Source organism: Cupriavidus sp. C1SS-2L (assembly GCF_057073735.1).
In genome coordinates, this window is sequence record NZ_CP172708.1 from 1,888,246 (window position 1) to 1,912,916 (window position 24,671).

Genomic DNA, 24,671 nt, shown 5'->3' on the forward strand with positions numbered 1-24,671 from the left:
TTGGACGCGGCTCATGGATTGGCTCCCACCACCGTATCGGCGCGCAATGCCTGGCGCAGCGGCCACGACTGCCACAGCCACAGCACCTCGGACAGGGCCAGCAGGCTGACCAGGCTGAGCGCGAACACCACGGTCCAGCGCGTCATGGTAGGCAGCTTGCGCGGCGCGATATGGGATAGCGTGTGCGCGTACGCGGCCTCGCTGACCACGCGGTCGCGCCCGCTCAAGTCGGGACGGCGCTGGTAGACAAACTCATACAGCTCCTCGCGCAGACTGCGCAGGCGTGCGTCGGCATCAGCGCCGCGAAAGCGCCCCTGAAAGCCCAGCGCCAGCGCAGACAAGTACAGCCGGGCCAGCTTTCGGCGCGATGGCTCGCGATCCAGCAGCAACTGCTCAATGCGGCGGAACACCTCATCGCCGGCGATATTGGTGCGGAACAGCGTCGATTCCAGCAGGTGGGCATGCCACTGCGCCTGGCCCGCCCAATCGGTGTTGAGCAGGATCTCGTCGGCGAGCACCGCCTTCAGGTAGCGGGCGTCGGCGACGTCCTCCATCTCGAAGCGCGTGCTGTCGCGGCGCGACTGCAAAGTCTGCAACTCCAGCAGGTTCAGCAGGTGGCGGCTCATGCCCTGCGCCACCGCCTCGGGCGTGGCGTCGGCACTCTCGGACAGGCGCGCCTGGGCATTGACCAGTTCGTCCAGGAAGGCGCGGAACTGCTCGCCGGCGAGATCGTCGTCCTCGGCTTCGGGTCGATAGCGTGCCATTTTCAGATTGCCTTCATGTTGTCTGTCATCCCTTGACGAACAGCAGTACTTCCTGCGGCCGCTGCGCGCTGGCACCTTCGTTCGGATTGCCGATCACCAGGGCCTCGTTGCCGTGGATCAGCGCCGGATCGGTCTCGATCTCGAACAACACATAGCCGGAGCCAGCGCGCACGCCGAGTTCGTCGGCATGCTCGACGACGCGGCGCGCGGCGCCGAGCACGCGGTGCGCACGCAACGACGGATAGGCCGACTGCGAGCCCACCATGGCGCCATCCATCCATGTCCGCAAGTCGCGCTCGGACTGGCCGCGCAGCCCCACCACCAGGTGTTCGCCGATCCAGTCAGGTTGCAACGCGATCTCGAACGCGCCGTGGCGGAACTCGAACTTGTGCTCGCGGTAGGCTTCGCTGACCTCTGCCAGCGACTCGCGCACCGCACGCAGCAGCGGCGCGAACGCGGTCATAGGGTTGGCGTGGTCGTAATCGTGCGGCACCGGCGGCAGCGCACCGGGGCGCAGCATGCTGAGCGAGCCCAGCAGCGAGGCGAGCGCGAGGTACAGCGCAAGCGGATGCAGATGGGGCGTGCGCAGCACCGCCTCGACCAGCGGCAGCTCGCTCAGCAGGCAGCGCAGCCGGTCCCGGAGTTCAAGCTGGGTCAGGCGATCGTCGGCCTTGGACGATGGCACCGCGGTCTGCTTGGCAACGAATGCGGCCTTGCTGCGCAACTGCCCGAGCATCGACGCCACCGCCGTCCACAAAGGGGTCTCGCGCCCCACCTCGAGCAGCGGTGGCAGGCGCTCCCCCAGCCGCACCACTTCGTTGTCCTTGTAGGCGGTGCCCAGGCACAGCGATACATAGAGCGAGGATGGCTGTGCGCCGGCACTGAGGGCGAGGTTGGGCACCAGCCGTGCAATGTCCGCCGGCGGCGCCTGCGATACCTCGTCCTCGACCGGGGCGCCGAGCACCGAGCGGAAGCGCCGCACCTGTGCGTCGCGCCGCATGGTTCCCGCCACCGGCAGCACCAGGTGGATGTCGACCGTGCCACTGGCCAGTTGCTCGGCAAACGGCGCCAGCGACAGTTCCAGCGGCCCTAGCCGTTCATCGTCGCCACTGTAGGAGACTGCGGTGCCATCCGGCATCACCGCGTCGAGTTGCAGCACGCGCACGATGCCGACCGGCAGCAGGCCCGTGTCGAACACCAGGCGCCGAACGCCCCAGCTGAACGGGGCTGCTGCCAGCGTCTGCCAGGCCACCAGCGAATCGAGGCGGGCTGCCAACAACTGGAAATGCTGCGGTGCCAGCAGCATCCCTTCGTGCCATTCGACACGGTCAACCAGCGTCAGGTTGTCACGCATGGACGGCCCCACCAGCTAACGCGGCTGCGGCGCGATGCCGGCCATGGGAAGAAAATTGCAGAACATTCATTTGCTTGTCGAGACGCTGACGGCACTGCTGTTCAGCTGGACTGCCAGCGTGCCGCTGAATTGATCGATCCGGACGCGATGTGCGCCCGGTTCCGGGTAGTTGGCAAATACGAAGACGGCCGTCACGCGCGGCCCCTCGAAGTCCTGGGGCGGGACTTCCAGGCGCTGTCCCGGCACCAGTTCCCAACTGCGAATGCGCAGGCTCCCAGGATAGGTATTGCTGAGGTCGGTCCGGCCCGCGAACCATTTGGAGGCGGGCAGATCGACCAGCCGGCCCTGCAGCGCCTCGTCGCTGACCAGCACCACGTCGACCGCCACCGGGCTGTTGCCGTTGGCGTCGTCGGCAGCATTCAGGACGACCTGCTTCCACTTGACGCGCTCGCCCTTGAAACTCAGGAACGACGGTGCCGCGCAGCCGCCCAGCAGCACCGTTGAAGCCGCCAGCGCGCCCGCCAGGAGCAGCCCGCCGGCCCCACGCGCAATGCCACGCCAGATCGACACTACCTTCATTGCATGTCTCCAGACTGTCGGCAGACGGCCATCATTTGGCGCCCACCCCGATTCCCATCAGCACGATCAGTGCCGCCGCGGCCAGCCCGCAGGCGCCGAGCAGCATCATTTGCGCGCGTGTAAATACCAGCCGCAGCACCACGCCGCCGCGCTGCTCCATCTGTACCGGCTGCGGCGCCGGGCGTTCGCTGGGCAGGCCCACCGACACCAGCGCCACGACTGCGCAAGTGCAGATCAGGCTGAGCGCGTTGCGCGGACCGTCGCAGATCGGGTCCACCGCCAGCAGCAGCACGCCGGCGGCTTCTACCGGCAACTGCAGCGCGGACATCACCACACCGGCGTAAGCCACCGTGCCAACGCCGTTCTGCCCGGCCGACAGGCAGGCAGCAACGGTGGCAGCGCCGGCAATCCAGACCAGCTCGCCGGCACCGATCGGGTGCCCGTACAGGTTGGCCACGAACACCGCCACCAGCCCGAAATACAGCGCCGAGCCGGCGCGCAGGAAGACCGACCCGAACGGCACCGTCAGTTCCACCAGCCCTCGCGGAAAGCCCAGGCGCGTGCTCATTACCTCGATCGCATGCGGGATCGGCGCCGTCGCGCTGCCCGACGCCAGGCCGACCATCATCGGCCCCTTCAGTTCGGTCATTACCTGCGCCAGCGGCAGCCGCGCGCAGCGCGCGATAGCCAGCGCCGCAGCCACGCTCAACAGCAGGCACAGCACCGTAAAGCTGCACAGCACCCCGGCCATGGCCTGTACCGTGGCCGAATCGCTATGCATGGTCAGGTGTGCAGCCAGCCCGAACGCCAGTACCGGCAGCAACAGGTTGGCGTGGGCAATGATGCTTTCGAACGTGCGGTAGATGCCCTCGAAGACGTTGCTGAGCATGCTGGTCTGCTCGCGCGACAGGGCCGCGAACGCCAGGCCGAACAGGATGGTGCCGGTCAGGATGCCGAGCGTGTGGCCCTGCGCCAGCGCGCGATAGAAGTTGTCGGGGACGATGTCTTCCAGCTCCGCCGCCGGCACTCCCGAACTCCCTGCCGCGCTGTCGTCCGCGCCCCGCCCGGCCAGGTCCATGCGGACCTCGCCACCATCGGCCACCTGCTTCATGATCAGCTGGCCCAGCTCGCCGCCCGCGCTGTGTGTCAGGCCGGCACCGGGCGCCATCAGCACGCCGGCCAGCGTGCCCGCCACCGCGCACAGTGCGAGCAGCGCCACGCCGACGCCGAGCAAGGTGCCGGTGCGCAGGCCCGGCCGTGGCAGCGTCAGCACCTGGCGCAGGCCGAAGAAGGTGGCCACCACCAGCAGCGGCACCGACGCCATGTTGACCACCGACAGGTAAAGCTGTCCGAACAGCCATGCCAGCGTGCCGAGCGGCGCCATCACCATGCCCGCGCCAGCGCCGGCCACCAGGCACAGCAGCAGGCCCGGAAAGGAGTTGGAGAGCCAGCGCAGGGCTTTCATTGGGCCTTGTTCCAGCCGCGCTCCATGGCGAAGGCCACGGTGGCGCGCGCCAGTTCGAGGGTGCTGTCGATCATCGTCAGCGGCGCAGAGCGGAGCTGGCGCAGCGCCACCGGGATTTCCGTGCAACCCATGATGGCCACGCCAATATTGCGTGCGGCAAGGGACGCCAGCACAGCCTGCAGGGCTTCGCCCGCGGCCTCGAGCGCGCCGGCCTTGACCGAGCGGATGCAGGTGTCGACCTGGACCTGCTCGGCTTCGTCCGGCACCACCGGCTGAATGTCGCGCTCAGCCAGCGCGTCCTGGTAAATGCGAGAAGCCAGTGCGCCGCGCGTGGCCAGCACTGCCACGCGGCGGGTGCCGTGCGGCAGCGCCGCCACGCAGGTACTGGCGATATGCAGGATCGGCGCGCTGCTGCGCTCGCGCAACTGGCGGTACCAGTGATGGGAGGAATTGCACGGAATCACCACCAGCCCGACCTGGTTGCGGTTGAGCAGGTCGATTCCCGCCAGCAGATGCGGCAGCGGCAACTCGTCGCCAGCCAGGATCGATCGCGAGCGATCCGGCGTGTGCGGCAGGTGCGCCACCACCATGGGCAGATGCTCCTGGTCGCAGGAGGCATCGGTCAGCCGAACCACGCGGTCCATGAAGTCCACCGTCGCCAGCGGCCCCATGCCGCCCAGAATGCCAATCATCGCCATGACGCGCCTCGTGCTGTCAGAGTCAGATCTTGAGAGGACGCGGGCAGATCACCGAGACCGCGGCCGCATTACCGATCACCAGGATCAGCGTGCGCAGCATGTCGCAGACGGGATCGACCGCCAGGAACAGAATGAAGGCCGCCTCGAACGGCAGGCCGAGGTAGGCGCAGGTCATGCCGACCAGTGACACCGTGACCAGGCCGGTCATGCCAGCCGAGGCAAAGCCCGCCAGCACCGAGGCCATCACCACCGTGGCGATCTCGACCGGGCCGAGCGCACGCCCGTAGAGCTGTGCGATGAACAGCGTGGCGCACACGTAGTACACCATCGGCCCCACCCGCAGCAGCGACACCGCCAGCGGCACCAGCAGCTCCACGCGCGCGCGCGCAAAGCCCAACCTGTCGACCAGGCTTTCGATCATGCTGGGCATACACGCAGCGCTGTTGCGCGTGGCCAAGGCCAGGGCGAACGGCGCGCGCAGTGCGTTAAGGGTGTCACTCAGGCTCTGGCTGGAACGCTTCCAGATGATGGCCACCGCCAGCGCCAGCAGCAGCACCGACGCCACGAAGAAGGCAATGACGAACTGCAGCATGGCCTGCAGCGGCTCGAAGCCGGACTTGCCGAGCTGGGCCGCGCTCATGCAGAACAGGATCACCGGCAGCGGGTAGCTCAGCCAGTGCATCAGCTTCTGGCAGGCGTGATAGATCGTCTCCAGCGACAGGCTCAGGCCAATCGAGATGCGTTCCGGCACGCGTCCCACCGCCAGCCCGAACAGCAGCGCGAACACGAGCGCCTTGAGCGCGTCGCCGTTGGCCAGCGCGGCAAAGATATTGGTCGGAATCAGGCTGGTCAGCACATCGGAAAACCGCAGCGACTTCTCCGGAATGTCGGCACCGTACAGGTTCATGACGGTATCGCTGGAATTGCTGTCATGGCCGACCATGGCGCCAAACGTCTGCATGGTGGCGGCGGACAGGTTGGTGCCCGGGCTCAGCAGCATCAGCACCACCGCGGCCACCAGCGCCACCAGCACCGAGGCGCCGACGAACACCGTCACCACCCGGATCAGCAGGCGCGAGGCGCCGCCGTCGCGAAACAGGCGCTGCAGGCTGAAGATCACCGCCGACACCATGAAGGGCAGCGTGGTCATTTTGAGCAGATCGACGTACAGATCACCTACCACGCCGAGCGGCTGCGCCATCGCGGGCCACAGGAGGCCCATGGCGCCGCCCAGCGTCAGGCTCCCGATCACGACCCACGGGTTGAGGGCAAAGGCATATAGCTTGGTCGTGTTCATCTTGGTTTCTCTCCTGGTGTTTATTGCGCGGCGGCTTCGAGCACATCAGCCACTTCGAGGTGCTTGGGCCGCTCCGCCAGGAACTGGTTGACAAAGGCCAGCAGCGCCGGCGCAGACACGTTAACGGCAATGCCGAGCGTGTCCTCGAGATCGTGCAGCGTCACCACGCGCAGGCGCAGCGCCGCGGTGGGGTCGGCCTTGAGCACGCGCTTGACCTCGAATTCGTCGCGGTAGACCGCGGTGACTTGGCCGGCGTCGAGCGCCTTGAGCGCGCTGTCCCAGGTCGGGTAACGGGTGACAAAGGCCTTGGGGAAGTTGCTTGTCACGTATTCGGAATAGGACGAATTGCCGACCACGCCGATCGAGCTGTCATAGGCGCGGATGACGTCGGGCACCGGCCGTCCGCGCGCCATCTGGGCGAACTTGACGCGGTTGAGCAGCAGCGCGCGGTTCAGGCGCAGGTAAGGCGTGCTGAAGCTGATGATCTGGGTGCGTGGCAGCGTACGCGACAGCTTGCTGACGGCCATATCGGCCTTGCCCTGCGCCAGCAGGCTGACCACACCGTCGAACGTGGTGGCATCGCGGTTAAAGCGCAGCCGGACATTCAGCTTCTGCGCCAGTTCACGGGCCAGGTCGATATCGAGCCCAAGCAACTGGCCGTCGCGCTCCTGGAAGAACGGAGGTTGGTCGACCTTGAGCACCGCCACCACCAGTTCGCCGCGCTCGTAGATACGGGCGAACTCCGGCGCCAGCAAGCGGCCGTCAGGCATCTGCACCAGGCCGGTGGAGGTCACCACCGGTGATGCGGCGGTAGTCGACGTGCTGGCCGACGCATTGGCCGACGCATTAGCCGACGTGCTTGCCGGCACCGGGCGGGCGGCGGCCGGCGTGCCCGCGGCCGCCGCCGCTACCGGCAGGCAGACCACCACTGCGGCCAGCAAGCAGGCCAGCGGTGAGCGCAGCCTCGCGGCGGCTTGGCTCAGGCGCGAAGAGAATGCGCGTGACAGCGTCGGCGCAACGGGAAAGTCAGCAAATGACATGGGGCGAAATCCGCTCGGTTTCATTGAATCTTGGGGGGGCTGGCAACCGTCGCCACCTCGGCGACAGCGCCGGGCGCGCTGGTCTGTGCCTGCGCGGGCATCTGGTCTGACTCCGGCACCGGTTGTTGCGCCGGCATCTGCATGGGGGCGGCGGCCGGGGCTGGATGCGCCAGGCGGGCGCCGATCTCCATACCCATCAGGAACAACAGCGCGCACAGCACCACCGCGCAGCTCACGGCGATGGCTACCATCCGCGAAGTCATGGAAAAGACGTAGGTCATATTGGTATCAGGCAGTCATCACGGTGGTCTGGCCCGGCGCCACAATCTGGATCACCCCTCCCCAGGCACACATCAGCTTGGATGAGTTCTGCAGCGCAGGCATGCCGCCGATCAGCACGGTAGGCGAGCCCGGCATCCACGGCGCGGTGGTCACCGGCACGCAGGGCATCGGCGTGAGCGCGCCCAACGCTGCAGCAGTGGCTGCGGCCACCACCGGATTGGCCATCGAGTTGCAGCTGCCGAATGGCGGAATATTGACGATCGGCTTGTTGTCCATCACGTTGGCCGCCGGCGCGCCGGCCATAACGCGATTGACCGGCAGCACGCACAACGCCGACGGCGCTGCGCCAAAGCTGCACTGCATGGTGGTGCCGGTATTGACCTGAATGCCCATGGTTTCAGCCCCTGACCCAGCGCTCGAGGCGTTGGGAAAAACTCGGCGCGGCGGCGCCATTGTCGGTCGCGGCCGCAGCGCGCCATTGGCCGCGCGGCTTGCCATCGGTGTAGTCGCGCTGCCAGCTGACACGGCCGGCCTCGTCGAAGCGGCGTGCGGTGCCATGCAGCAGGTCGGCGCGAAAGGGCTCGGACAGCGTCAGGGTCCCGTCCGCCGCATAGCTGCGGGTCTCGCCCTCCAGCTTGCCGGCACGGAAGCGGCTGCGCCGCACCACCACGCCTTCGTGCAGCCAGATCGCTTCGCCCTCGAGCAGGCCCCGGCGAAACACTGCCTGCGCCACGAGTTCGCCCGCAGGCCCATAGCAGCTGCGCTCGCCTTCGAGCACGCCGTTCACGTAGTGCTCGCGGCAGGCCAGACGGCCTTGCTGGTAGCTTTCGCTGGGACCGTGGAGCAGGCCGCCGGCATAGTGCGAAGCCAGCACCGGCTCGCCGGCCGCGTCATAGTTGCGCAGCCAGCCCGACAGCTTGCCCGCTACATAGTTGGCTTCCAGCAGCCGCGTACCGTCCGGGGCGAAGCGCTCCATGCGGCCGTGCGGCAGCCCGTCGGCCACGCTACAGCGCGACAGCAGCTGGCCCGCGGCATCGCGCTCCTCGACGACTTGCGTGTCGGCGGGGGCGGTGCTCGCGTTGGCGGCAATGTCCAGGGGGGCGGTGGCGTGCATCGGCGGCTTCAGTTCAGTTTCACCATGGCGCCCTTGAGCTCCAGCATGCCGCCGCTTTCCACCGTGTGCGAGGCCGACGCCTTCTGCTGCACGGTCAGGCCCTCGCCACTCAGCGTAGTGCCTGCCTTGTTTGCCAGCGTGGTGCCCGCCTTGTTGCTCAGCGAAGTGCCAGCCTCAATCGCCACCGAGCCTGCCGACTTGATGGTGATGGCGCCCGTCACGTCGATGACCAGATCGCCAGACACCTTGAGCTTGTAGGCCCCGCTGACCTCCTGGGTGAAGGCGGCGCCGTTGGTGCGGGTCTCGTCACCGGTCACCTCGAGGCTACGGGTGCCGCTCACCTTGTGAGTTTCGTTGCCCGACTGCACCTCGACCAGCCGGTCACCCTTCTGGACAACATGCGACTCGCCAGCGCCGACCACGGTGGTGGACAGCTTGTTTTCCACCGCCACGTTCATGTCGCGCTGCGCGTGCAGGTAGAGCTCTTCGGCGCCGGCCTTGTCCTCCATGCGCAGCTCGTTGCCGGCGCTGCCGTTCTTGGAAGTGCGCGAGCGGATCACGCTCTGGGTCTGCATCGAGGGAAGCGTCACCGGAGGCGTCACCTGGCCGTTGTAGACGCTGCCGGTCACCAGCGGCCGGTCGGGATCGCCGTCGACATAGCTGACTACCACCTCCTGCCCCACGCGTGGCAGGAACAGATGGCCCCAGCCCTGGCCAGCCATGCCCTGCGCCACCCGGACCCAGCACGAGCTGTCCTGGTCGGCGCCGGGCGCCTGGTCCCAGTGGAACTTGAGCTTGATACGGCCGTGCTGGTCCGTCCAGATTTCCTCGCCCTGGGAGCCGACCACGGTTGCGGTATGGGTGCCGGCCACCAGCGGACGCGGCGTTACCAGCGGCGCGCGGAATGGCACCGCCAGCGGAAACACCGTGAAGCTGTTGGCATAGTGGCTGCCGGCCACCGAGTGCTCGACCGCGCGCACCACGTACTCGGCGTTCAGTGCCGCATTGACGTGGCCGTTGAGGGTGAAGGTACTGCCTGCGGCAAGGTCGTGACAGTTGCTCTCGCCGCTGCCGGAGCGAGCCTCGACCTGCTGTGCGGCCACTCGCACCGCCGCCTTGCGCGCGGCATCCGAGGCATCCTTGTGGCGCCCCGGGAAAATGTACTGGCGCGCGCCGGGCGCGCTCGAGTCCGGCTGCGCACTGCCCTCGCTGGTCTGCGCCTGCACATAGTCATAGTCGACCAGCACGTGGTTGGCCGGACCGAGTCCCTGTTCCATGCGGAAGGCCGCCAGCATCGGCAGGCCCGCCGCCTGCTCGCCCGGCTGGCCGCCCCACAGCTCGGCCTCGTGGGCCAGCGCGGCGTGGGCCGAGGGACTGTCACCCAGCACCATGGTGTGCGCGCCGTCGGAAAAGGTGAAGTAGTAGAAGATGCCCTCTTCCTCCATCAGCCGCGAGATGAACTGCAGGGGGCTTTCGTCGTACTGCACGCAGTACTCGCGCACCGGGTAGCGCGAAGCGGTGACGCGCGCGTCGAATGCCACCTCGAACTCGCCCAGCACGGTGCGGATGATGTCGAGCGCGCTCTGGTTCTGGAAGATCCTGCGGTCGCGCGCCAGCGTCAGCAGCCACAGGCGCGGCGCCAGCTCGGCGCTGTAGAACGCGTGGCTGGGGTCGGCGCCGGTATGGGCGAAGCGCGTCACGATGCCGTTGAAACAACGCAGGAAGCCGCCCGGCCGCTGCACCCTGACCGTGACCTTCTGGCCAACGATGCGGCTGGCATCGAGCGCCTTGTCCGCCGAGCGCATGCGCAGCTGGAAGGAAAACAGCTCGGAAAGCGCCTCGCGCCCGGCAAATCCGTCGAGCAGCAGCACATCGTCGCCAAACGGCGTGGTGACCGTGGCGAAGCTGTCGGACTGGGTGGCGGTGGCCGGAATCATTGCCTCAGGCCTCCGCAGGCGGCAGGAAACGGAAGGCCAGGCCGCCCTGCGCGTCAAGCGAGAGATGCACACCGCCGAACGGCTCGGCGATCGACATGCGCTCCAGCACCTGATGCGCGAGCTCCGGCAGCACCGACTGGGTCAGGATATGGTCGACGTTGCGCGCGCCGCTGTCGACTTCGCTGCAGCGCTGCACGATGGTGCGCGCCAGCGCGTCGTCCCAGGTCAGGCGGGCGTTGTGGTTGCGCTCGAAGCGCTGCGCCATCCGGCCAAGCTTGAGGTCGACGATGGCGGTGATCTGCGCATCGCCAAGGTGGTAGTACGGCACCAGCACCATGCGCGCCAGGAAGGCCGGGCTGAAGCGCTGCAGCAGGGCCGGACGCAGGCGTTCTACAAGTTCTTCCGGTGGCGGGCGCCGGCCGCCTTGCGAGGCCTCGGTGATGACGTCCTGGGCCGCGTTCGAGGTCAGCAGGATGACCGTGTTGCGGAAGTCGATCGGTACCCCTTCGCCGTCTTCCATCATGCCCTTGTCGAATACCTGGAAGAACAGCTCCAGCACGTCGGGGTGCGCCTTCTCCATTTCGTCGAGCAGCACCACGCTATAGGGGCGCCGCCGCACCGCTTCGGTCAGCACGCCCCCGCGCCCGTAGCCGACATAGCCCGGGGGCGCGCCCTTGAGCCCCGACACGCTGTGCGCCTCCTGGAATTCCGACATATTGACGGTGATCATGTTGCGCTCGCCACCGTACAACAAGTCCGCCAGCGCGCAGGCGGTCTCGGTCTTGCCAACGCCGCTCGGACCGACCAGCAGGAACACGCCCACCGGCTTGCCGGGGTCGTCGAGATCCGCGCGGAAGGTTCGGATGCGCCGCGCGATCGCATCGAGCGCCTCGTCCTGGCCGACCACCCGCTCGGCCAGCTTGTCGTGCAGGTGAAGCACGGTGTGAAGCTCGTCGGCCAGCATGCGGCCCACCGGGATGCCAGTCCAGCTCGAGATGACCTCGGCCACCGCTGCCGAATTGACGCACACCGGCACCATTGGCTCGTCGCACTGCACGGCCTCCAGGCCCTTTTCAAGCCGCAGCAGGTTGGCGCTCAGCGATTCCGCGCTGTCGTCGCTGTCTTCGCTGTCCTGTGCATCCACGCCCGCTTCGCCACCCGCCTGGCCGGCCAGGCACGCGGCAATCCTGCGCCGCCATGCCAGGATCTCGTCGACTACGCGCTTTTCCATCACCAGCTTGTCGGACAGGCGCGCATGCTGGCTGCGTGCCTCCTCGAGCTGGCGCGTGGCAGTGGCAATCTCGTCGGCACGGCTGGCACCGGTGGCCGCCTCATGCCGAAGAATGCGCAACTGGTTCTCGGTGTTTTCGATGCTGCGCCCGAGCGATTCGATCTCTGCCGGCACGCCGTTCTGCGCGATCGCCACGCGCGCGCAAGCGGTATCGAGCACGCTGATCGCCTTGTCCGGCAACTGGCGTCCCGACACATAGCGGTGCGACAGCTTGACCGCATCGCGCACGGCATCGTCGAGGATCTCCACGCCATGGTGCGCTTCGAGCTTCTTCACCATGCCGCGCAGCATCTCCACGGCCACCGGCTCGCTGGGCTCCTCCACCTTGACGATCTGGAAGCGGCGCGCCAGTGCTGGATCGCGCTCGATGTACTTCTTGTACTCGGCCCAAGTGGTCGCGGCGATGGTGCGCAGCTCGCCGCGTGCCAGCGCCGGCTTGAGCAGGTTGGCGGCATCGCCCTGCCCTTCGCTGCCACCCGCGCCGATCAGCTGGTGGGCCTCGTCGATGAACAGGATCACCGGTACCGGCGAGGCCGCGACCTCGGCAATTACCGACTTGAGCCGGTTCTCGAACTCGCCCTTGACGCCAGCGCCGGCCTGCAGCAAGGCCAGATCGAGCGAGCGCACCGAGACATTGCGCAGTGCCGGCGGCACGTCGCCGGCCACGATGCGCTGGGCAAAGCCTTCCACTACGGCGGTCTTGCCGACGCCGGCCTCGCCGGTCAGGATGGGGTTGTTCTGGCGACGGCGCAGCAGTACGTCCACAAGCTGGCGGATCTCGCCGTCGCGCCCGCGCACCGGATCGATCGCGCCTTCGCGCGCCAGCGCCGTCAGGTCGATCGTGTATTGGTTCAGCGCGGATTTCTGTGCGCCGCCGGCGCTGGCCTGCGGCATTGCCGGCATGGCGCGCCCGGCTACATCGGCCGGCGCGCCGCCGCCAGCGCCAGCGCCCAGCAGCACGGGCAGCGCCTCGCGCAATGCCGTGCGTGGAATCTTCAGCAGCGACGGCGCCGACTCCAGAAGCAGGCCGCGCAGGCTTTCCACTTCAAGCAGCGCCAGCATCAGCGTGCCGGCGCGCACCTGTTGCTCGCCCAGCAGCATCGAGCTGAGCAGCCAGGCCTCCTGGAACAGCGGCGAGAAGTTGGGCGACAGCGCCGGGGTGCGGCCATTGCCGCGCTTGAAGCCGTCGATGGCCTTGTGCAGCTGCGCCAGCAGCGTCTCGCGCGCAATGCCGAAGTGCTCGAGGATGACGTGCAGGTCGCGCGCCTCGACCTCCAGCAGCTGCACCAACAGGTGCTCGACATCGACGTTGTAGTGGGTGTGGCGCACGCAGAGTTGCGCCGCGGCCTCCATGGCCTGGCGGCATTCCGGATTAAGCCGGCTCAGCAGTGTGCGGATATCGATGTCCATGCTTGTCTCGGATCATGAAAGCGTGTCGGCACCGACACGCAGCGACAGCCGCACCGGTGCGGGACGTGCAGCAGCACCACCGGCCAGCCACGCAGTCCAGCCCAACCGGGCGCCGCCGCCCAGGCGCGTGGCCGGCCGCTCGGCAACCTGCAGCGCGAGCTGCACGTCGAAGGGTTGCGACGCATGGCTGCGCACCAGCCATGCCACCAGGCCGTGATCGGGGCCACCGGGCAGCAGCCCCTCCAGCCGGCGCGCGTCCGGCACCTGCAGGTCCAGGCCGATGCCGGCGGACTGGTCCCAGCACCGCCGTCCCAGCACCGCGCCTCCGCCGAGCTGCGTCCCCGGTGCGCCACGCGCGCCCAGGCGGACCGAGTCGGTGCGCTCCACCGCCAGCCAGCCGCCGACGAACTGGCGGCCGCGCACCCGCAGCCCGAGCCGGTCGCCCAGCAAGGCCAGCAGCCCTTCCATCGAGCGCGGCGCGGCGCCCAGCAGGCCGGCGTGGCGCAGCCAGGGCGCAGCGCCGCCCGGACCGCGCGGGCCGGCACGCAGGCCCAGGTTGCTGAGCGCGTCGAGGCAGCCGGCCAGCGTCGTGGTGGCAGGTGCCTGCGCGCCCAGCCCCGGCGCGTGCTTGACACGACCGCGATAGAGGAAGGACAGGAAGCGGTGATTGAAGATGTCGAGCAACTCCGCCATGGCATGGTCGCGCGCCGCGCGCCGCTCCAGCAGTAGCTCGGTGTATGGCAGCGGCAGCGGCCCATTTGCCCCCGCCAGCGACAGGGCCGGCGTGGTCAGCGTGTAGGGCGGCTGGCCGGCCTCACGGGGCGGCTCGTTGTCGGCATGGTCGGCATCTTGCGGCGCACCGGCAACCACCGATGCCACATCGCGCGGCTGGAAGGCCAGCGAAACCAGCCCGCGCAGGCGTACGGCCTCGCCGCTGCCGTCGCCGTGGCCGAGCGGATGCGCACCGGGCGTGGCCCGTTCCAGCAGGCCGATGGCCTGGAACAGGTTGAACGCGGCGGGGTTGGCGGCGAGACGGTCGATCACAGCAGCGTCTGGCAGCCGGTCATCGGCTCCCATTGCTTCCATATCTCGTCTCCGCGGCGCACCACCAGCCGCACAAAGGAATTGACCGAGGTGTACAACGCAAAGAAGCGCGCCAGCACGGCGCCCATCAACAGCGGCGATCCCCCGGCAAAGGCGTCGGCATCGAACTCGATGGCGATCTCGGTGCCACGGCAGAAGCCGCGCCAGGCATCCCCGCCGATATGTGCGGTGACACCGCGCGATTGCACGCTGCGTATGCCACGGATCTGTTCCAATTCGCGGCTGCCGTCGGCGGCGAACAGGCGCAGCATCTGCTGCACCTCGTGGCGACCGGTGGCACCGCTTGCCAGCGTGCCGTGATGCAGCGTCAGCAACGACACAAGCCGCCACAGCGATTCGCCGCCCAGCGGCGGATTGCGCTGAACCGTCGGCTCGTACAGCAAACGCACGCGCGCGTTCTGCGAAACGTTTTCCACCAGCATGCGCGCGCCCACCGGGACCTGCTCGGCCAGGCGCCGGTTGGTGCAAAGCACGTTGGCATAGGCGACTGGCGCTGCCGGCTGGCTGCTTGTCTTGCCCGCATCGACAAAGGTCAGGTAGGTGTCGGTGCCGGACAGGCCGGGCCGAAGGGTCGGCTCGCGGCGGGTCCACCAGTACACGCCGTCGGCACCCGCGTCGCCGCTGGCCGCGGCAACTGGTGGCACAGCCTGGGTTCGATCGCTGGCCGGATCGGACAGCACCACCGAGCTGACCGAATGGATCTCGGTGGCGGCCTCGCGCCGCTGGTCCGCCACCAGCCGGTACTCGTAGTGACGCTGGTCGAGCACGATCGGCTCACTGGTCTGCGAGAACAAGTTGATGGCCGGCACGCAGCCCAGGCGGAAATTGCCGGCGCCAATGCGCGCCATGCCGCGCGACACTCGCGCCAGACGCAGCACGATATCGCAGCGCGTGCCGCGCCCAAGCCGGCCCGCGGGCAACGCCAGATCGAAGAAGTGGAACTTGCGCGGAAAGGCGAAGTACTCCTGCATCAACCCATAAGCCGGTTGCGCATTGGGCGGCTGCGGCAGCACGGCCTCGTCGGCATCGTAGCCGACCTCGCGCCAGGCCGAAGCCGGCAGCAGCGAGGCCTCGCCGTCGCTCGGCTCGATGCGCACGCCGGCCACCCCGCTCAACAGCAGTTCGTAAAGCGGCATCGTCACCATCCAGTCGCCGTGCAGGTGCAGGCGCAGCGTGGTGAGTTCCAGCTCCGAGAAGTCGACACCGTCGGCACAGGCAAGCGTCAGGCGCAGGGTATGGTCCTGGTCGAACTGGGCCTGCTCGACCGTCAGCGGCCACAGCGTCGTTTCCCAGCTGGTGCGGAAGCGGCAGGTCTGATCGTCCTCGGTACGGGCCTGCAGTCCGGTATGGCGAGGTACCCGGTAGCCTGCGGTGACCTTGCCCTGGCTCGGGTCGAGCGCGAACTGCACCACGGTCATCGAGGGCAGCGGTTGCACCAGCGCCGGGCAGACATTCTCCAGCAGCGACGAAGCGACCTGCGGAAAGGACTGGTCGAGATCGCGGTGCACACGTGCGGCCAGGAAGGCCGTCGCCTCGATCAGGCGTTCGGTATGCGGGTCAAGCGATTCGGTGCCGTGCAGCGCCAGGCGCGACGCCACCATGGGATAGCGTTCGGCGAAAGCCGCGCCCTGCGTACGCAGATAGGACAGCTCCCGCTTGTAGTAGTGCAGGATGTCGCCTTCGCCCAGCTCAGCCATGATCGGCCCCGCGCAGCTGGGCCGTCTCGTCGCCTGCGGCCAGTTCGAACGAAACCCGCTCGGGCGCCTGGCCAAGACAAAGCTCACCGTCGATCAGCAGGACCGGCTGCGCCAATGCGGTGTTCAAAGAGGTACTGAATTGCACGTTCACGTTGCGCAGCCGCGGCTCGAACAAAGTCACGGCATGCCGCACCAGCGCGGCAATCAGCGCGCGGTCCGGGCCGGACTGCAGGGAACGCGAAGAGCAGTCGGGCACGCCGTAATCAAGCACCGTGCCCTCGCTGGCGAGGAAAGCCTCGGCGCACAGGCGCGAGCGCGTATTGAGCAGGCGTCCCAGTTCGCGCGCCACCGATTGGCGCAACTGCGCCCCGTCGAGCAGGTGCGCCGACGGCTCGGTGCCGCCGAACGCCAGCCGTTCGAACAGGGGCACGGGTGCGCCGCTGATGATCGTCGCCATGGAATCGCCTCGGGCTCAGGTCCGCCAGGCAGGCCTGCCGCTCAGGAAACGGCCTTGTTGGTAGCCAGGTCCCAGCCGAAAGCGGCCGTGCCCTGCTTCTTCGAGTCCGAACCCTGCTTGGTGTATTCGACCTTGATCTCGGTGAAATCCAGACAGAACGTGTCCATCGCTTCGCTGCCGCCACCGCCGGTGCTGATGTTGCTGACCATGGTGTTCTTCAGCGTGTAGGTCATCAGCGGCATGAACGTGTCGCCCTCGTTGCGACCCATCAGCAGCTTGACCACGCCAAGGTCCTTGCCGCCGGCGCAGGCGCCGTACAGGCCCGGGGTGGCCTGGTCGGTCATCTTGCTGAGGGTGATGTTCTGGAAGTCCGGGCGACCCATGGTGCGCTCGGAATTCGAGACATCCCGGTTCATGTGCATCGATACACCATTGCTGAAAGACATGATCTGGATCTTGTCTTCATGGCCGGTGATCTTGGTGTTGCCCTTGATATCAGTGATCTCGAGGATGATGGTGTCCATGGCTTGTTTGGCTCCGGAGAAACTCGGGTAATGTCAGCAGGCTGGCTGCGGTGCAAGGGGGCGGAATCGTCCGGCCGCCTTGCACCGCGCGGCGGTGTCGATCAGGCGGCTGCGGCCGGCAATTCGGCCACCAGGCGCATCGATGCGGTCAGCTCTTCCATCTGGAAGTGCGGCTTCAGGAAGCAGGTCGCACGATAGGCGCCCGGCTTGCCCGGCACTTCCGTCACATCCACGCGTGCCTCGCTGAGCGGGAACCGCGCCTTGGCTTCCTGCGATGCCGACGGGTTGATCAGCACGTAATCCGCGATCCAGTTGTTGAGGAAGTTCTCCACGTCGGTGCGGTTCTGGAAGCTACCCACCTTGTCGCGCATGATCACCTTCAGGTAATGCGCGAAGCGCGATGCCGCCAGCACGTAAGGCAGGCGAGCCGACAGCTGCGCGTTGGCGTTGGCCGAGTCCTTGTTGTAGATCTTGGGCTTGTTGGCGGTCTGGCTGCCGAAGAAGGTGGCGCTGTTGGAGCCCTTGGCGTTGACGATGGCGATGAAGCCGAGGTCGTTCAGCTCCTTCTCGCGACGGTCGGTGATGGTCACCTCGGTCGGGCACTTGAGCACCACGTCGCCTTCGTCGGTCTTGTAGGCGTGGGCAACCATGCCGTCCACCTTGCCGCCGCCTTCCACGCCGCGGATCGCGGTAGCCCAGCCGTAGCGCGAGAAGGCGCCGGTGATGCGCAGACCGAGCTGGTAGGCCGAGTTGGCCCACAGGTACTTGCCGTGATCGGTGCCGTCGACATCTTCCTCGAAGTTGAAGTTCTCGACCGGGTTAGTCTTGGCGCCGTACGGCAGGCGTGCCGCGTAGGACGGCAGCACCAGCGACACATAGCGCGAATCCTCCGACTCGCGGAAGGAGCGCCAGGCTGCCAGCTCGGCGCTCTCGAAGATCTTCGAGAGGTCGCGCGCCACACCCAGGTCGGTGAACGTCTTGAGGTCGAACAGGCTCGGCGCGGCCGAGGCAATGAACGGCGCGTGGGCGGCTGCGGCCACCTTCGACACGCGCTCCAGCAGCGCCAGGTCCTGCGGATGGCGGCCAAAGCTGTAGTCGCCGATCAGCACGGTGTAGGGATAGCCGCCGAAGGTGCCGTACTCCTCTTCGTAGACCTTCTTGAACAGCACGCTCATGTCGTGGTCGACCGCCGACTCCAGGTCCTTCAGCAGGTCACGCTTGCTGACGTTGAGCAGGCGCAGCTTCAGGTTCTGGCCGGTCTCGGTGCCGTACACCATGTCATGCAGGCCGGTCCACGACGCTTCCAGCGCCTGGAAGTCCGCGTCGTGCATGATCGCGTTGAGCTGGTCGGAGATCAACTGGTCGATCTCGGCCACGCGCTCGTTGATGGTTGCCACCAGGCTCTTGTCGGGGCTGGTGCGCATGCCTTCGTCGAGAATCTGCGAGGCCAGCTGGCCGATCAGCTTCTTCGCGTAGACGCTCTGCGACGGCTCCACGGCCATGTTGCCTTCCTGCACGATGCGCTCGAGCAGGGTCAGTTCGGTTGCGGCGGCGGCGGCCGCCTTCGATTCGGTCGCCGCTTCGGCGATAGGATTGCTTGCCATCTGGATCACCCTCAGGGAATTCGTTGCTTCCTATGCTTCGGACTTAGCTGGCGTCGGCCGGCGTTTCTGCGGCTTGCTCGTCCGCTGCGGCCGGCTGGCCGGCGTCGGCTTCGCTGCGCACCTTCTTCAGCTCATCGGCATCGCGCACGATGCGCTCGAGCAGCGAGTCGAGCTCGTCGTTGCCGTCGAGCTTGCCCAGCAGGTCGCGCAGTTGCTGTCGCGCCTCGAGCAGCTTGGCCAGGCGCGGAATCTGACCCACCAGGCTTTCCGGATGGAAGTCGCTGAATTTCTCGAAGTTCAGTTCGACCTTCAGGTTGGACTGGCCGTCCTTCATGGTGTCGGGAACCGACAGCTCCAGGCGCGGCGCGATCTTGCCCATGATCTCGTCGAAGTTGTCGCGGTCGATCTCGACGAAGCGGCGCTCCTTCAGCTTGGGCAGCGGCTCGGCGGGATGGCCCGACAGGTCCGCCAGAAGGCCGACCACCATGGGCAATTCACGCTTCTCGATGGCGTCACCCACTTCGACGTCGTACGAGATCTGGACACGGGGCGGGCGATTGCGCCCGACCCACTTCTGCAGGCTATTGGACATGGAACTCTCCGGAAGGACTTGAATGCGTCCGAACAATCATCGAATTCGCACAAATATCGTGCGCATGGCAAAGCCCCCCGGCGTAGACGAAATCATCGTCCCACGCCGAGGTCGAAGACGGCCTACGCCGCATCAGCCGCAAGGCAAGCCTTCTTTGGCAATCTTTGTGTTTTAGCTACCCGTTCCTATCGGGACGGCGTGCACAGGCAGCGGGCGCTGCCAGCTCGTTCGCCCCGTCAGGCTCTCTTTTTGCCCCGGAACATGTTGTGTCAGAAACAACACGACATCCCCGGGAAAACCCCTACTTCCGCGCTTTTGACCCCTAAATCTTTGTGTTTCTGTTGGTTGCGCAACGGAAGTCAGGCGAAATTTACGCTGTGCGACTTGGACAGGACAATACCTGTAATCCGGTATTTTCTACAGTTCGCGCAAAGTTGCCAGAAACGCGAAAGTCGATGGCATCGAATTGCTCATTTTTGGGTATTCTGAGAGCGATGCATTTATGTCAGTTTTCTGCCTGCGGCGTGGACGGCAAAAGTGTGGCTCGCCCGTCAACCCTCATTTCCAAATGAATCCAACAATTACCAACAAGAAGCCTGCGCTGACGGGGAACCTCTTGCTGGTCGGTCACGAAAAGCGTATGCGCGCCCGCCTTTGCGCGATCCTCTCGGATCTCGACTACACGGCAGACGCACTCACCTACACCTGCTGCCCCGAGGAAGCCCATGCCCAGCTGGTCGAGCGCCCGTTCGACATGGTCCTGGTCGACAGCAGCCTGGCCCACGGCAATGGCATCGACCTGATCGGCGCGCTGCATGCGCGCGATCCGCGCATGCCGATCGTGGTGATCTCCGATCCAGCCGCCGAAGCCGACGTAATGAGTGCCTTGCGCGCCGGAGCAAGCGGCTACCTGCTCAAGGAGCGCGACGACACTGAACTCTCGGTCTCTCTGCGCAGTGCCCTGCGCGGCGGCATGCCGATCGATCCGTTCATCGCCAGGCAAGTATTGCGGTCGCTCGTGCCTGCCGACCCGCACGCCGCCTGCAGCCCGCCGGCCGGCTGCGCGGGGCCCGAGGCCAGGAGCCCGCTGAGCACGCGCGAACTGGAGATTCTGCGCTGCATCGACCGCGGCGCGACCAACCGCGAAATCGCCGCCGCGCTGTCGCTGTCCACGTTGACCATCGAATCGCACGTCAAGAACATCCACAAGAAGCTGGGCGTCAAGACGCGTACCCAGGCCACCTTTGAAGCGCGCCGGTATGGGCTGCTAAACTAAGACGCCATTCTGAAAATTCGCTGCAGATGAGTTCCGGCAATGCCGCCTCGCACGCTGTGTTCACTTTGCGTGGCAAGCTGGGCATTACGTATGGGAGGCAGGCCTACGGGGAGCGTCCCGCCGCCCATCGGAGCGAGCCAGTATTGGGGATCTGCGCCCTTGCGCCATTAGCGCTGCGGCGCCGAACGCAACACAGCCGTGGCAATTTCGCCAGCTAGGTCCCCCGCAGCAATCAGTTCGCCATCAGTCAGCCCGCCAGCGATGCGCGTGGCTCCCCAATCGCCGCAGATCATGGCGACGCACCTGTTGCGAACCTTGACGGGAATGAGCAGCACCGAGCGCGTGTCGGGCATGGCATCGCGATACCAGCGCGGGACGCGGTGCGACACGGCCTTGTCGCGCAAATCCTCGATGAGCAAGGGCTTGGGCGCAATCATCGCGAAATGGAAGACGTCCGGCACGAAGCCTTCTTCGAAGGATAACTTCTCAAGCTTGTCCCGCATGCCTTCGCCAAAACCGAGACGCGCGCCGAAACGCTTGTTCGTCGGGTGCAGCAGCATCAGGAAACAGTGCGAGAAGTTCAGCGCCCGCATGGCGGATTCCAGCACCAGCGGGGCAAGCTGCGATACGGTCATTCCCGCGCCTTCCTGCCGGATTTCCGCCAGTGCCTGCTGCAGCCGCGTCAACGTATCGGCGGGCTTGCCCCCGTCGTCGGGAAGGCTGCTCACCCCAGTATCCGGTGCTTCCGAGCGCGCCATCGACGCCTTCAGTGTCCCGGCCTGCTGAATCGCCACGTTGACGTGCGACGGCTCCAGTCCCAGCTTTTGCGCGTGGGTCAGCAGCGGTTCCAGGACGACTTCCTCGGGCTGCTCGGCCAGGATCGACGCTGCCGCATCGGACGACAGGCTTGCCACCGCGCCGAGCCAGTCGGCATGGGTTTCCAGTACGGTTTCTTCGTGGAGCTCTCGGCCCAGCATGCCGTCGGCGATCAGTGCCGGCAGACGCCAGCGAAACGCTGCGGCTTTCGCCAGATCGTCGAGCGAAATATCGATGACTTCTCGGCAGGCGTCGTTTTCGCTCATGGCACCGTCGGCGCTTAGCGCCATGATGCGGTCCCATTCGTCCGGGAAGTAGAAGATCACGAGCAGGCGGCTGACATGGTGCATTAGCGTGCAGACAACGCCTTCTTCTCCACCAAGGATGCCGCGCGCATCGTTGAGCGCGCGCGTGATCTCGCCGGCCATGATGGCCTGCTTGAGCGCCCTCGCCGCTTGAGGCCGGTTGGGCGCAACGCCCTGAAAAAAGTCGAGGACCTGGACTCCCAGCGTGAGGTGGGTAATCGTGTCCACGCCCAGCACCATGATGGCGCGCGATACGGTAGTGACCTCGCCCCCGAACGATCGGTACATGGCCGAGTTCGCCAGCCGGATGACTTTCTGGGAAAGGCTGAAGTCCGACAGCACCGTGCTGGCCATTTCACCAACGCTCAGGTCGCTGTTCAGCGTCTTGAAGACGTTGTCGATGCAATACTGGAGCGTCGGGAAATCGCCTTTCTGGGCCATCCTGGCCCAAAGCTGATCGAGGAACTGTTTCTTTGACATAGTCTCAATCAGCCAGCCAATGCGTCCGCGGCGTCAAGCCGGAACCTGCCCGTGCGGACAGCATCCTCGAAATCATTGGGCGCCATTGCCTTGGCAAAGCGCCAGCCTTGTGCCAACTCACAGCGCTGTGCGGCCAGCAGATCGCATTGCGCTTCGGTCTCGACGCCTTCCGCAATCGCCACGAGCCCGAGTTCACGTGCGAGCGACAGCACCGCCGAAACGATGGTCCGGGCGTGCGGAGAATCGACCATATCGGCGACAAAGCTGCGATCGATTTTCAGGGCGGACAAGGGGAAACGGCGCAGATAAGACAAGCTCGAATAGCCCGTGCCAAAGTCATCGACTGCGAAACGGATTCCGAGTGCTCCGAGTTCGGTCAGCAGGTCCCCGGCAGCCTTGGGGTCGGTCATCAGCGCGCCTTCGGTGATCTCCAGCACCAGCCGGTGCGGGTCGATCCCGGTATCGCGGATGGCAGTGCGTACGCTGTCGATAAAGCCCGGATGCCTGAACTGCACCGGCGACACGTTGACAGACACATAACCGAGTGCGACACCGTTGGCCTTCCAGGCAGCCAGTTGCGCGCACGCGCAGCGGATGGCCCAGGCGCCGAGATGATTGATCAGGCCGTTACTTTCGGCCAGCGGCACGAACACCTCGGGCGAGATGGATCCGGCCGGATGTTCCCACCGCATCAGCGCCTCGACCGCGCAGACCGTGTCCGGACCGACCCTGAAAATCGGCTGGTAATGCAGGAACAGTTCGCCGTTGAGGACCGCCTCGAACAGGTCCTGCTCGATGCGGAATTGCTCGTTCAGGCGATGGTCGAGTTCCGACGAATACAGGCAATAGCGGTTGTTGCCCTGGGCCTTGGCCTCGTACATGGCGCGGTCGGCCCGCCGCAGCAGCTGTGCATCGGTCTCGCGCACGCCCGACGCAAACGCCAGCCCGATGCTGGTCGTCACACGGACCTGGCAGCCGGCCAGATGGAACGGCTGCCTGCAGACACGCATGATCTGCTCGAGCATCCCCACCGCGGCCTCTTCCGAACTGACGTCGTCAAGCAGGATCACGAATTCATCGCCGCCAAGGCGCGCAACGGTGTCGCGAGAGCGCACGGTTGCCACCAGGCGCTGGCTCAACTCCTTGAGCAGGATGTCGCCGATCTCATGGCCGAGCGAATCATTGATCTTCTTGAATCCATCAAGATCCATCAGCGCAATGGCAAAGCGGCCGCGCTGCGAGGCATCGCCGGTGAAATACGCTTCCACCCGGTTGCGGATCAGCGCCCGGTTTCCTACACCGGTCAGTGGATCGGTCAGCGACTGTTCCGTCAATTGATGGAGCTTCTGGGCCCATTTGGTAACGTCGGCACCAAACAGCAGCAGCGAAGCTCTGCCCTCTGCAGTGACATGCCGGCAAATGCGCAGGTCGATCCAGCGCGTGCCGTTTATGGCGTTGGCAAAACGGATATCGGCTTGTCTGGACACGCCATCGCGAAAACAGGCCTGCAGCAGATGGGCGGCGCGCTCGCGTTCGTCGAAGGCAATAATGTCCTTGATCGACGCATCCAGCAGATATTCGCGCGGGAAAGCCAGCAAATCCGCGGAAGCACTGGTGGCCTGGAGAATATTCCCGGTCTCGCTGACATGCAGTGCCAACCCACCCCAGGCTTCCAGCAGCGCCCAGGCATCCCGGTTACCGGCAAGCGTCGTCGCTGTGGCAACGCTGCCGGAACGGACCGGTCCCGGCGCATTGCCTGCGTGCACAGCATCATACGTAAACGACGTCATGTGGTTGTTGGCCTGGCCTGTTTGACGACTGCACCGTGCCGATCCCCGGGGGTCGGCGTTAACGCATGAAAAGCCGGTAAAGAGGACAGCATTAATGGTCCGAAAACACGACTGGCCGCCATGAGTGTGAATTGACGGGAATCCAATTCTATTACGGCCTCGCGGAATCGCGCTGCAAAACCCGTCACGGTATTGACATTCACAACGCACTCTTCCCGTTTCACTAAGGTGTGGGGTAGACAAAACCCTTGATCTATGGAAGCACGTGGATATCGCGCGCCACGGACAAGGGTAAAGATTTCGGTACGTCAGTGGTTATCGGCAGCCGTTGTCTCGTCTTTAGCGTCCCGTGACAACTTTGCTGCGCTGATTTTCACCACGTCCAGTACGGCGGCGGTCATCACCGCGGTCGACACGCCAAACATCAGGATGCCGTGGGCCGCTTCAATCGGACCCAGCATGCGCCAGTTCTCGGACATGACAATATCGCCATAGCCAAGCGTGGAGAAGTTGACCGCCGAGTGGTACAGAGCAACGCCGAAGCTAGTGAATTCGCCGAGCAGCAAGAACAATCCTGCCCAGATGGCCATTTGCGCGAAGTTGCCGCACAACGTGGTCAGCATCACTGCCGACAACATGGCGACGTCCACCCAGAGCGGTTCACCGCCGTGCCAGTCATTGCGGAAGCGCGCATAGCGGCGCAGGCACAGCGCCACGACCAGGCTTTGCAGTAGCAGGCAGGTCAGCATGACCGGGATGGCGACAAGCAAATGAATGCGCACGGTGGTTTTCCCT

22 protein-coding genes are annotated in these 24,671 nt (G+C 66.0%); 1 reads left to right on the forward strand and 21 read right to left on the reverse strand.

Features of this window, described 5'->3' with window-relative positions:
- Positions 1–11: 11 nt before the first annotated feature.
- The 18 genes from ACIGJG_RS08850 to tssB all read right to left on the reverse strand — a co-directional run bounded on the left by ACIGJG_RS08850 (position 12) and on the right by tssB (position 19,209).
- Positions 12–764, reverse strand: coding sequence for a DotU family type IV/VI secretion system protein (locus ACIGJG_RS08850; RefSeq protein WP_011297879.1), 753 nt, complete (start codon positions 762–764; stop codon positions 12–14).
- 25 nt (positions 765–789) lie between these two features.
- Positions 790–2,118: a type VI secretion system baseplate subunit TssK gene (gene tssK / locus ACIGJG_RS08855; protein WP_011297880.1), complete on the reverse strand. Its 1,329-nt coding sequence runs from the start codon at positions 2,116–2,118 to the stop codon at positions 790–792.
- A gap of 66 nt (positions 2,119–2,184) precedes the next feature.
- Complete coding sequence (locus tag ACIGJG_RS08860; RefSeq protein ID WP_011297881.1) at positions 2,185–2,697, reverse strand: hypothetical protein; 513 nt, start codon at positions 2,695–2,697, stop codon at positions 2,185–2,187.
- Between the two features lie 31 nt (positions 2,698–2,728).
- Complete coding sequence (locus ACIGJG_RS08865; RefSeq protein ID WP_140950539.1) at positions 2,729–4,162, reverse strand: dicarboxylate/amino acid:cation symporter; 1,434 nt, start codon at positions 4,160–4,162, stop codon at positions 2,729–2,731.
- Positions 4,159–4,860: a cysteate racemase gene (gene cuyB / locus ACIGJG_RS08870; protein ID WP_140950540.1), complete on the reverse strand. Its 702-nt coding sequence runs from the start codon at positions 4,858–4,860 to the stop codon at positions 4,159–4,161. Before cuyB ends, ACIGJG_RS08865 begins: the two co-directional genes overlap by 4 nt.
- Before the next feature lie 22 nt (positions 4,861–4,882).
- Positions 4,883–6,157 carry a dicarboxylate/amino acid:cation symporter gene (locus ACIGJG_RS08875; protein WP_140950541.1) on the reverse strand — a complete coding sequence of 425 codons (1,275 nt, stop codon included), beginning with the start codon at positions 6,155–6,157 and terminating at the stop codon, positions 4,883–4,885.
- A gap of 20 nt (positions 6,158–6,177) precedes the next feature.
- A complete protein-coding gene (locus ACIGJG_RS08880; protein ID WP_245001949.1) occupies positions 6,178–7,197 on the reverse strand; it encodes a substrate-binding periplasmic protein in 1,020 nt (339 codons plus the stop codon).
- Between the two features lie 20 nt (positions 7,198–7,217).
- Positions 7,218–7,478, reverse strand: a complete 261-nt coding sequence (locus tag ACIGJG_RS08885) for a hypothetical protein (protein ID WP_011297886.1) — start codon at positions 7,476–7,478, stop codon at positions 7,218–7,220.
- Positions 7,479–7,485: 7 nt separating this feature from the next.
- Positions 7,486–7,872, reverse strand: a complete 387-nt coding sequence (locus ACIGJG_RS08890) for a DUF4280 domain-containing protein (RefSeq protein ID WP_011297887.1) — start codon at positions 7,870–7,872, stop codon at positions 7,486–7,488.
- Between the two features lie 4 nt (positions 7,873–7,876).
- Positions 7,877–8,593, reverse strand: coding sequence for a toxin-antitoxin system YwqK family antitoxin (locus ACIGJG_RS08895; protein WP_011297888.1), 717 nt, complete (start codon positions 8,591–8,593; stop codon positions 7,877–7,879).
- A gap of 8 nt (positions 8,594–8,601) precedes the next feature.
- A complete protein-coding gene (locus tag ACIGJG_RS08900) occupies positions 8,602–10,530 on the reverse strand; it encodes a type VI secretion system Vgr family protein (RefSeq protein WP_140950543.1) in 1,929 nt (642 codons plus the stop codon).
- 4 nt (positions 10,531–10,534) lie between these two features.
- Positions 10,535–13,231 carry a type VI secretion system ATPase TssH gene (gene tssH / locus ACIGJG_RS08905; RefSeq protein WP_140950544.1) on the reverse strand — a complete coding sequence of 899 codons (2,697 nt, stop codon included), beginning with the start codon at positions 13,229–13,231 and terminating at the stop codon, positions 10,535–10,537.
- Between the two features lie 12 nt (positions 13,232–13,243).
- A complete protein-coding gene (gene tssG / locus ACIGJG_RS08910) occupies positions 13,244–14,317 on the reverse strand; it encodes a type VI secretion system baseplate subunit TssG (RefSeq protein ID WP_245001950.1) in 1,074 nt (357 codons plus the stop codon).
- The gene (gene tssF / locus ACIGJG_RS08915) at positions 14,272–16,032 is read right to left on the reverse strand and encodes a type VI secretion system baseplate subunit TssF (RefSeq protein WP_220631623.1); all 1,761 of its coding nucleotides are present in this window, start codon (positions 16,030–16,032) and stop codon (positions 14,272–14,274) included. Before tssF ends, tssG begins: the two co-directional genes overlap by 46 nt.
- Positions 16,025–16,489: a type VI secretion system baseplate subunit TssE gene (gene tssE, locus ACIGJG_RS08920; RefSeq protein WP_220631624.1), complete on the reverse strand. Its 465-nt coding sequence runs from the start codon at positions 16,487–16,489 to the stop codon at positions 16,025–16,027. The genes tssF and tssE overlap by 8 nt, the downstream gene beginning before the upstream one ends.
- 41 nt (positions 16,490–16,530) lie before the next feature.
- Positions 16,531–17,013, reverse strand: a complete 483-nt coding sequence (locus tag ACIGJG_RS08925; RefSeq protein ID WP_011297894.1) for an Hcp family type VI secretion system effector — start codon at positions 17,011–17,013, stop codon at positions 16,531–16,533.
- A gap of 101 nt (positions 17,014–17,114) precedes the next feature.
- On the reverse strand, positions 17,115–18,617 hold the full coding sequence (gene tssC / locus ACIGJG_RS08930) for a type VI secretion system contractile sheath large subunit (protein ID WP_011297895.1): 1,503 nt from the start codon (positions 18,615–18,617) through the stop codon (positions 17,115–17,117).
- A 43-nt stretch (positions 18,618–18,660) separates the two neighbouring features.
- Complete coding sequence (gene tssB, locus ACIGJG_RS08935) at positions 18,661–19,209, reverse strand: type VI secretion system contractile sheath small subunit (protein WP_011297896.1); 549 nt, start codon at positions 19,207–19,209, stop codon at positions 18,661–18,663.
- A 640-nt stretch (positions 19,210–19,849) separates the two neighbouring features.
- Between tssB and ACIGJG_RS08940 the strand changes: the two genes are divergently transcribed.
- Entirely contained in the window at positions 19,850–20,485 is a 636-nt protein-coding gene (locus ACIGJG_RS08940; protein WP_235679960.1) for a response regulator transcription factor, read from the forward strand.
- Positions 20,486–20,652: 167 nt separating this feature from the next.
- Here the strand turns inward: ACIGJG_RS08940 and ACIGJG_RS08945 are convergent, their stop codons facing one another.
- The 3 genes from ACIGJG_RS08945 to ACIGJG_RS08955 all read right to left on the reverse strand — a co-directional run bounded on the left by ACIGJG_RS08945 (position 20,653) and on the right by ACIGJG_RS08955 (position 24,658).
- Positions 20,653–22,086: an HDOD domain-containing protein gene (locus ACIGJG_RS08945; protein WP_483673039.1), complete on the reverse strand. Its 1,434-nt coding sequence runs from the start codon at positions 22,084–22,086 to the stop codon at positions 20,653–20,655.
- A gap of 8 nt (positions 22,087–22,094) precedes the next feature.
- Positions 22,095–24,119 (reverse strand): putative bifunctional diguanylate cyclase/phosphodiesterase, encoded by a 2,025-nt coding sequence (locus ACIGJG_RS08950; protein ID WP_235679959.1) that lies wholly within the window; start codon positions 24,117–24,119, stop codon positions 22,095–22,097.
- Positions 24,120–24,184: 65 nt separating this feature from the next.
- On the reverse strand, positions 24,185–24,658 hold the full coding sequence (locus tag ACIGJG_RS08955) for a potassium channel family protein (protein ID WP_011297900.1): 474 nt from the start codon (positions 24,656–24,658) through the stop codon (positions 24,185–24,187).
- Positions 24,659–24,671 lie beyond the last annotated feature (13 nt).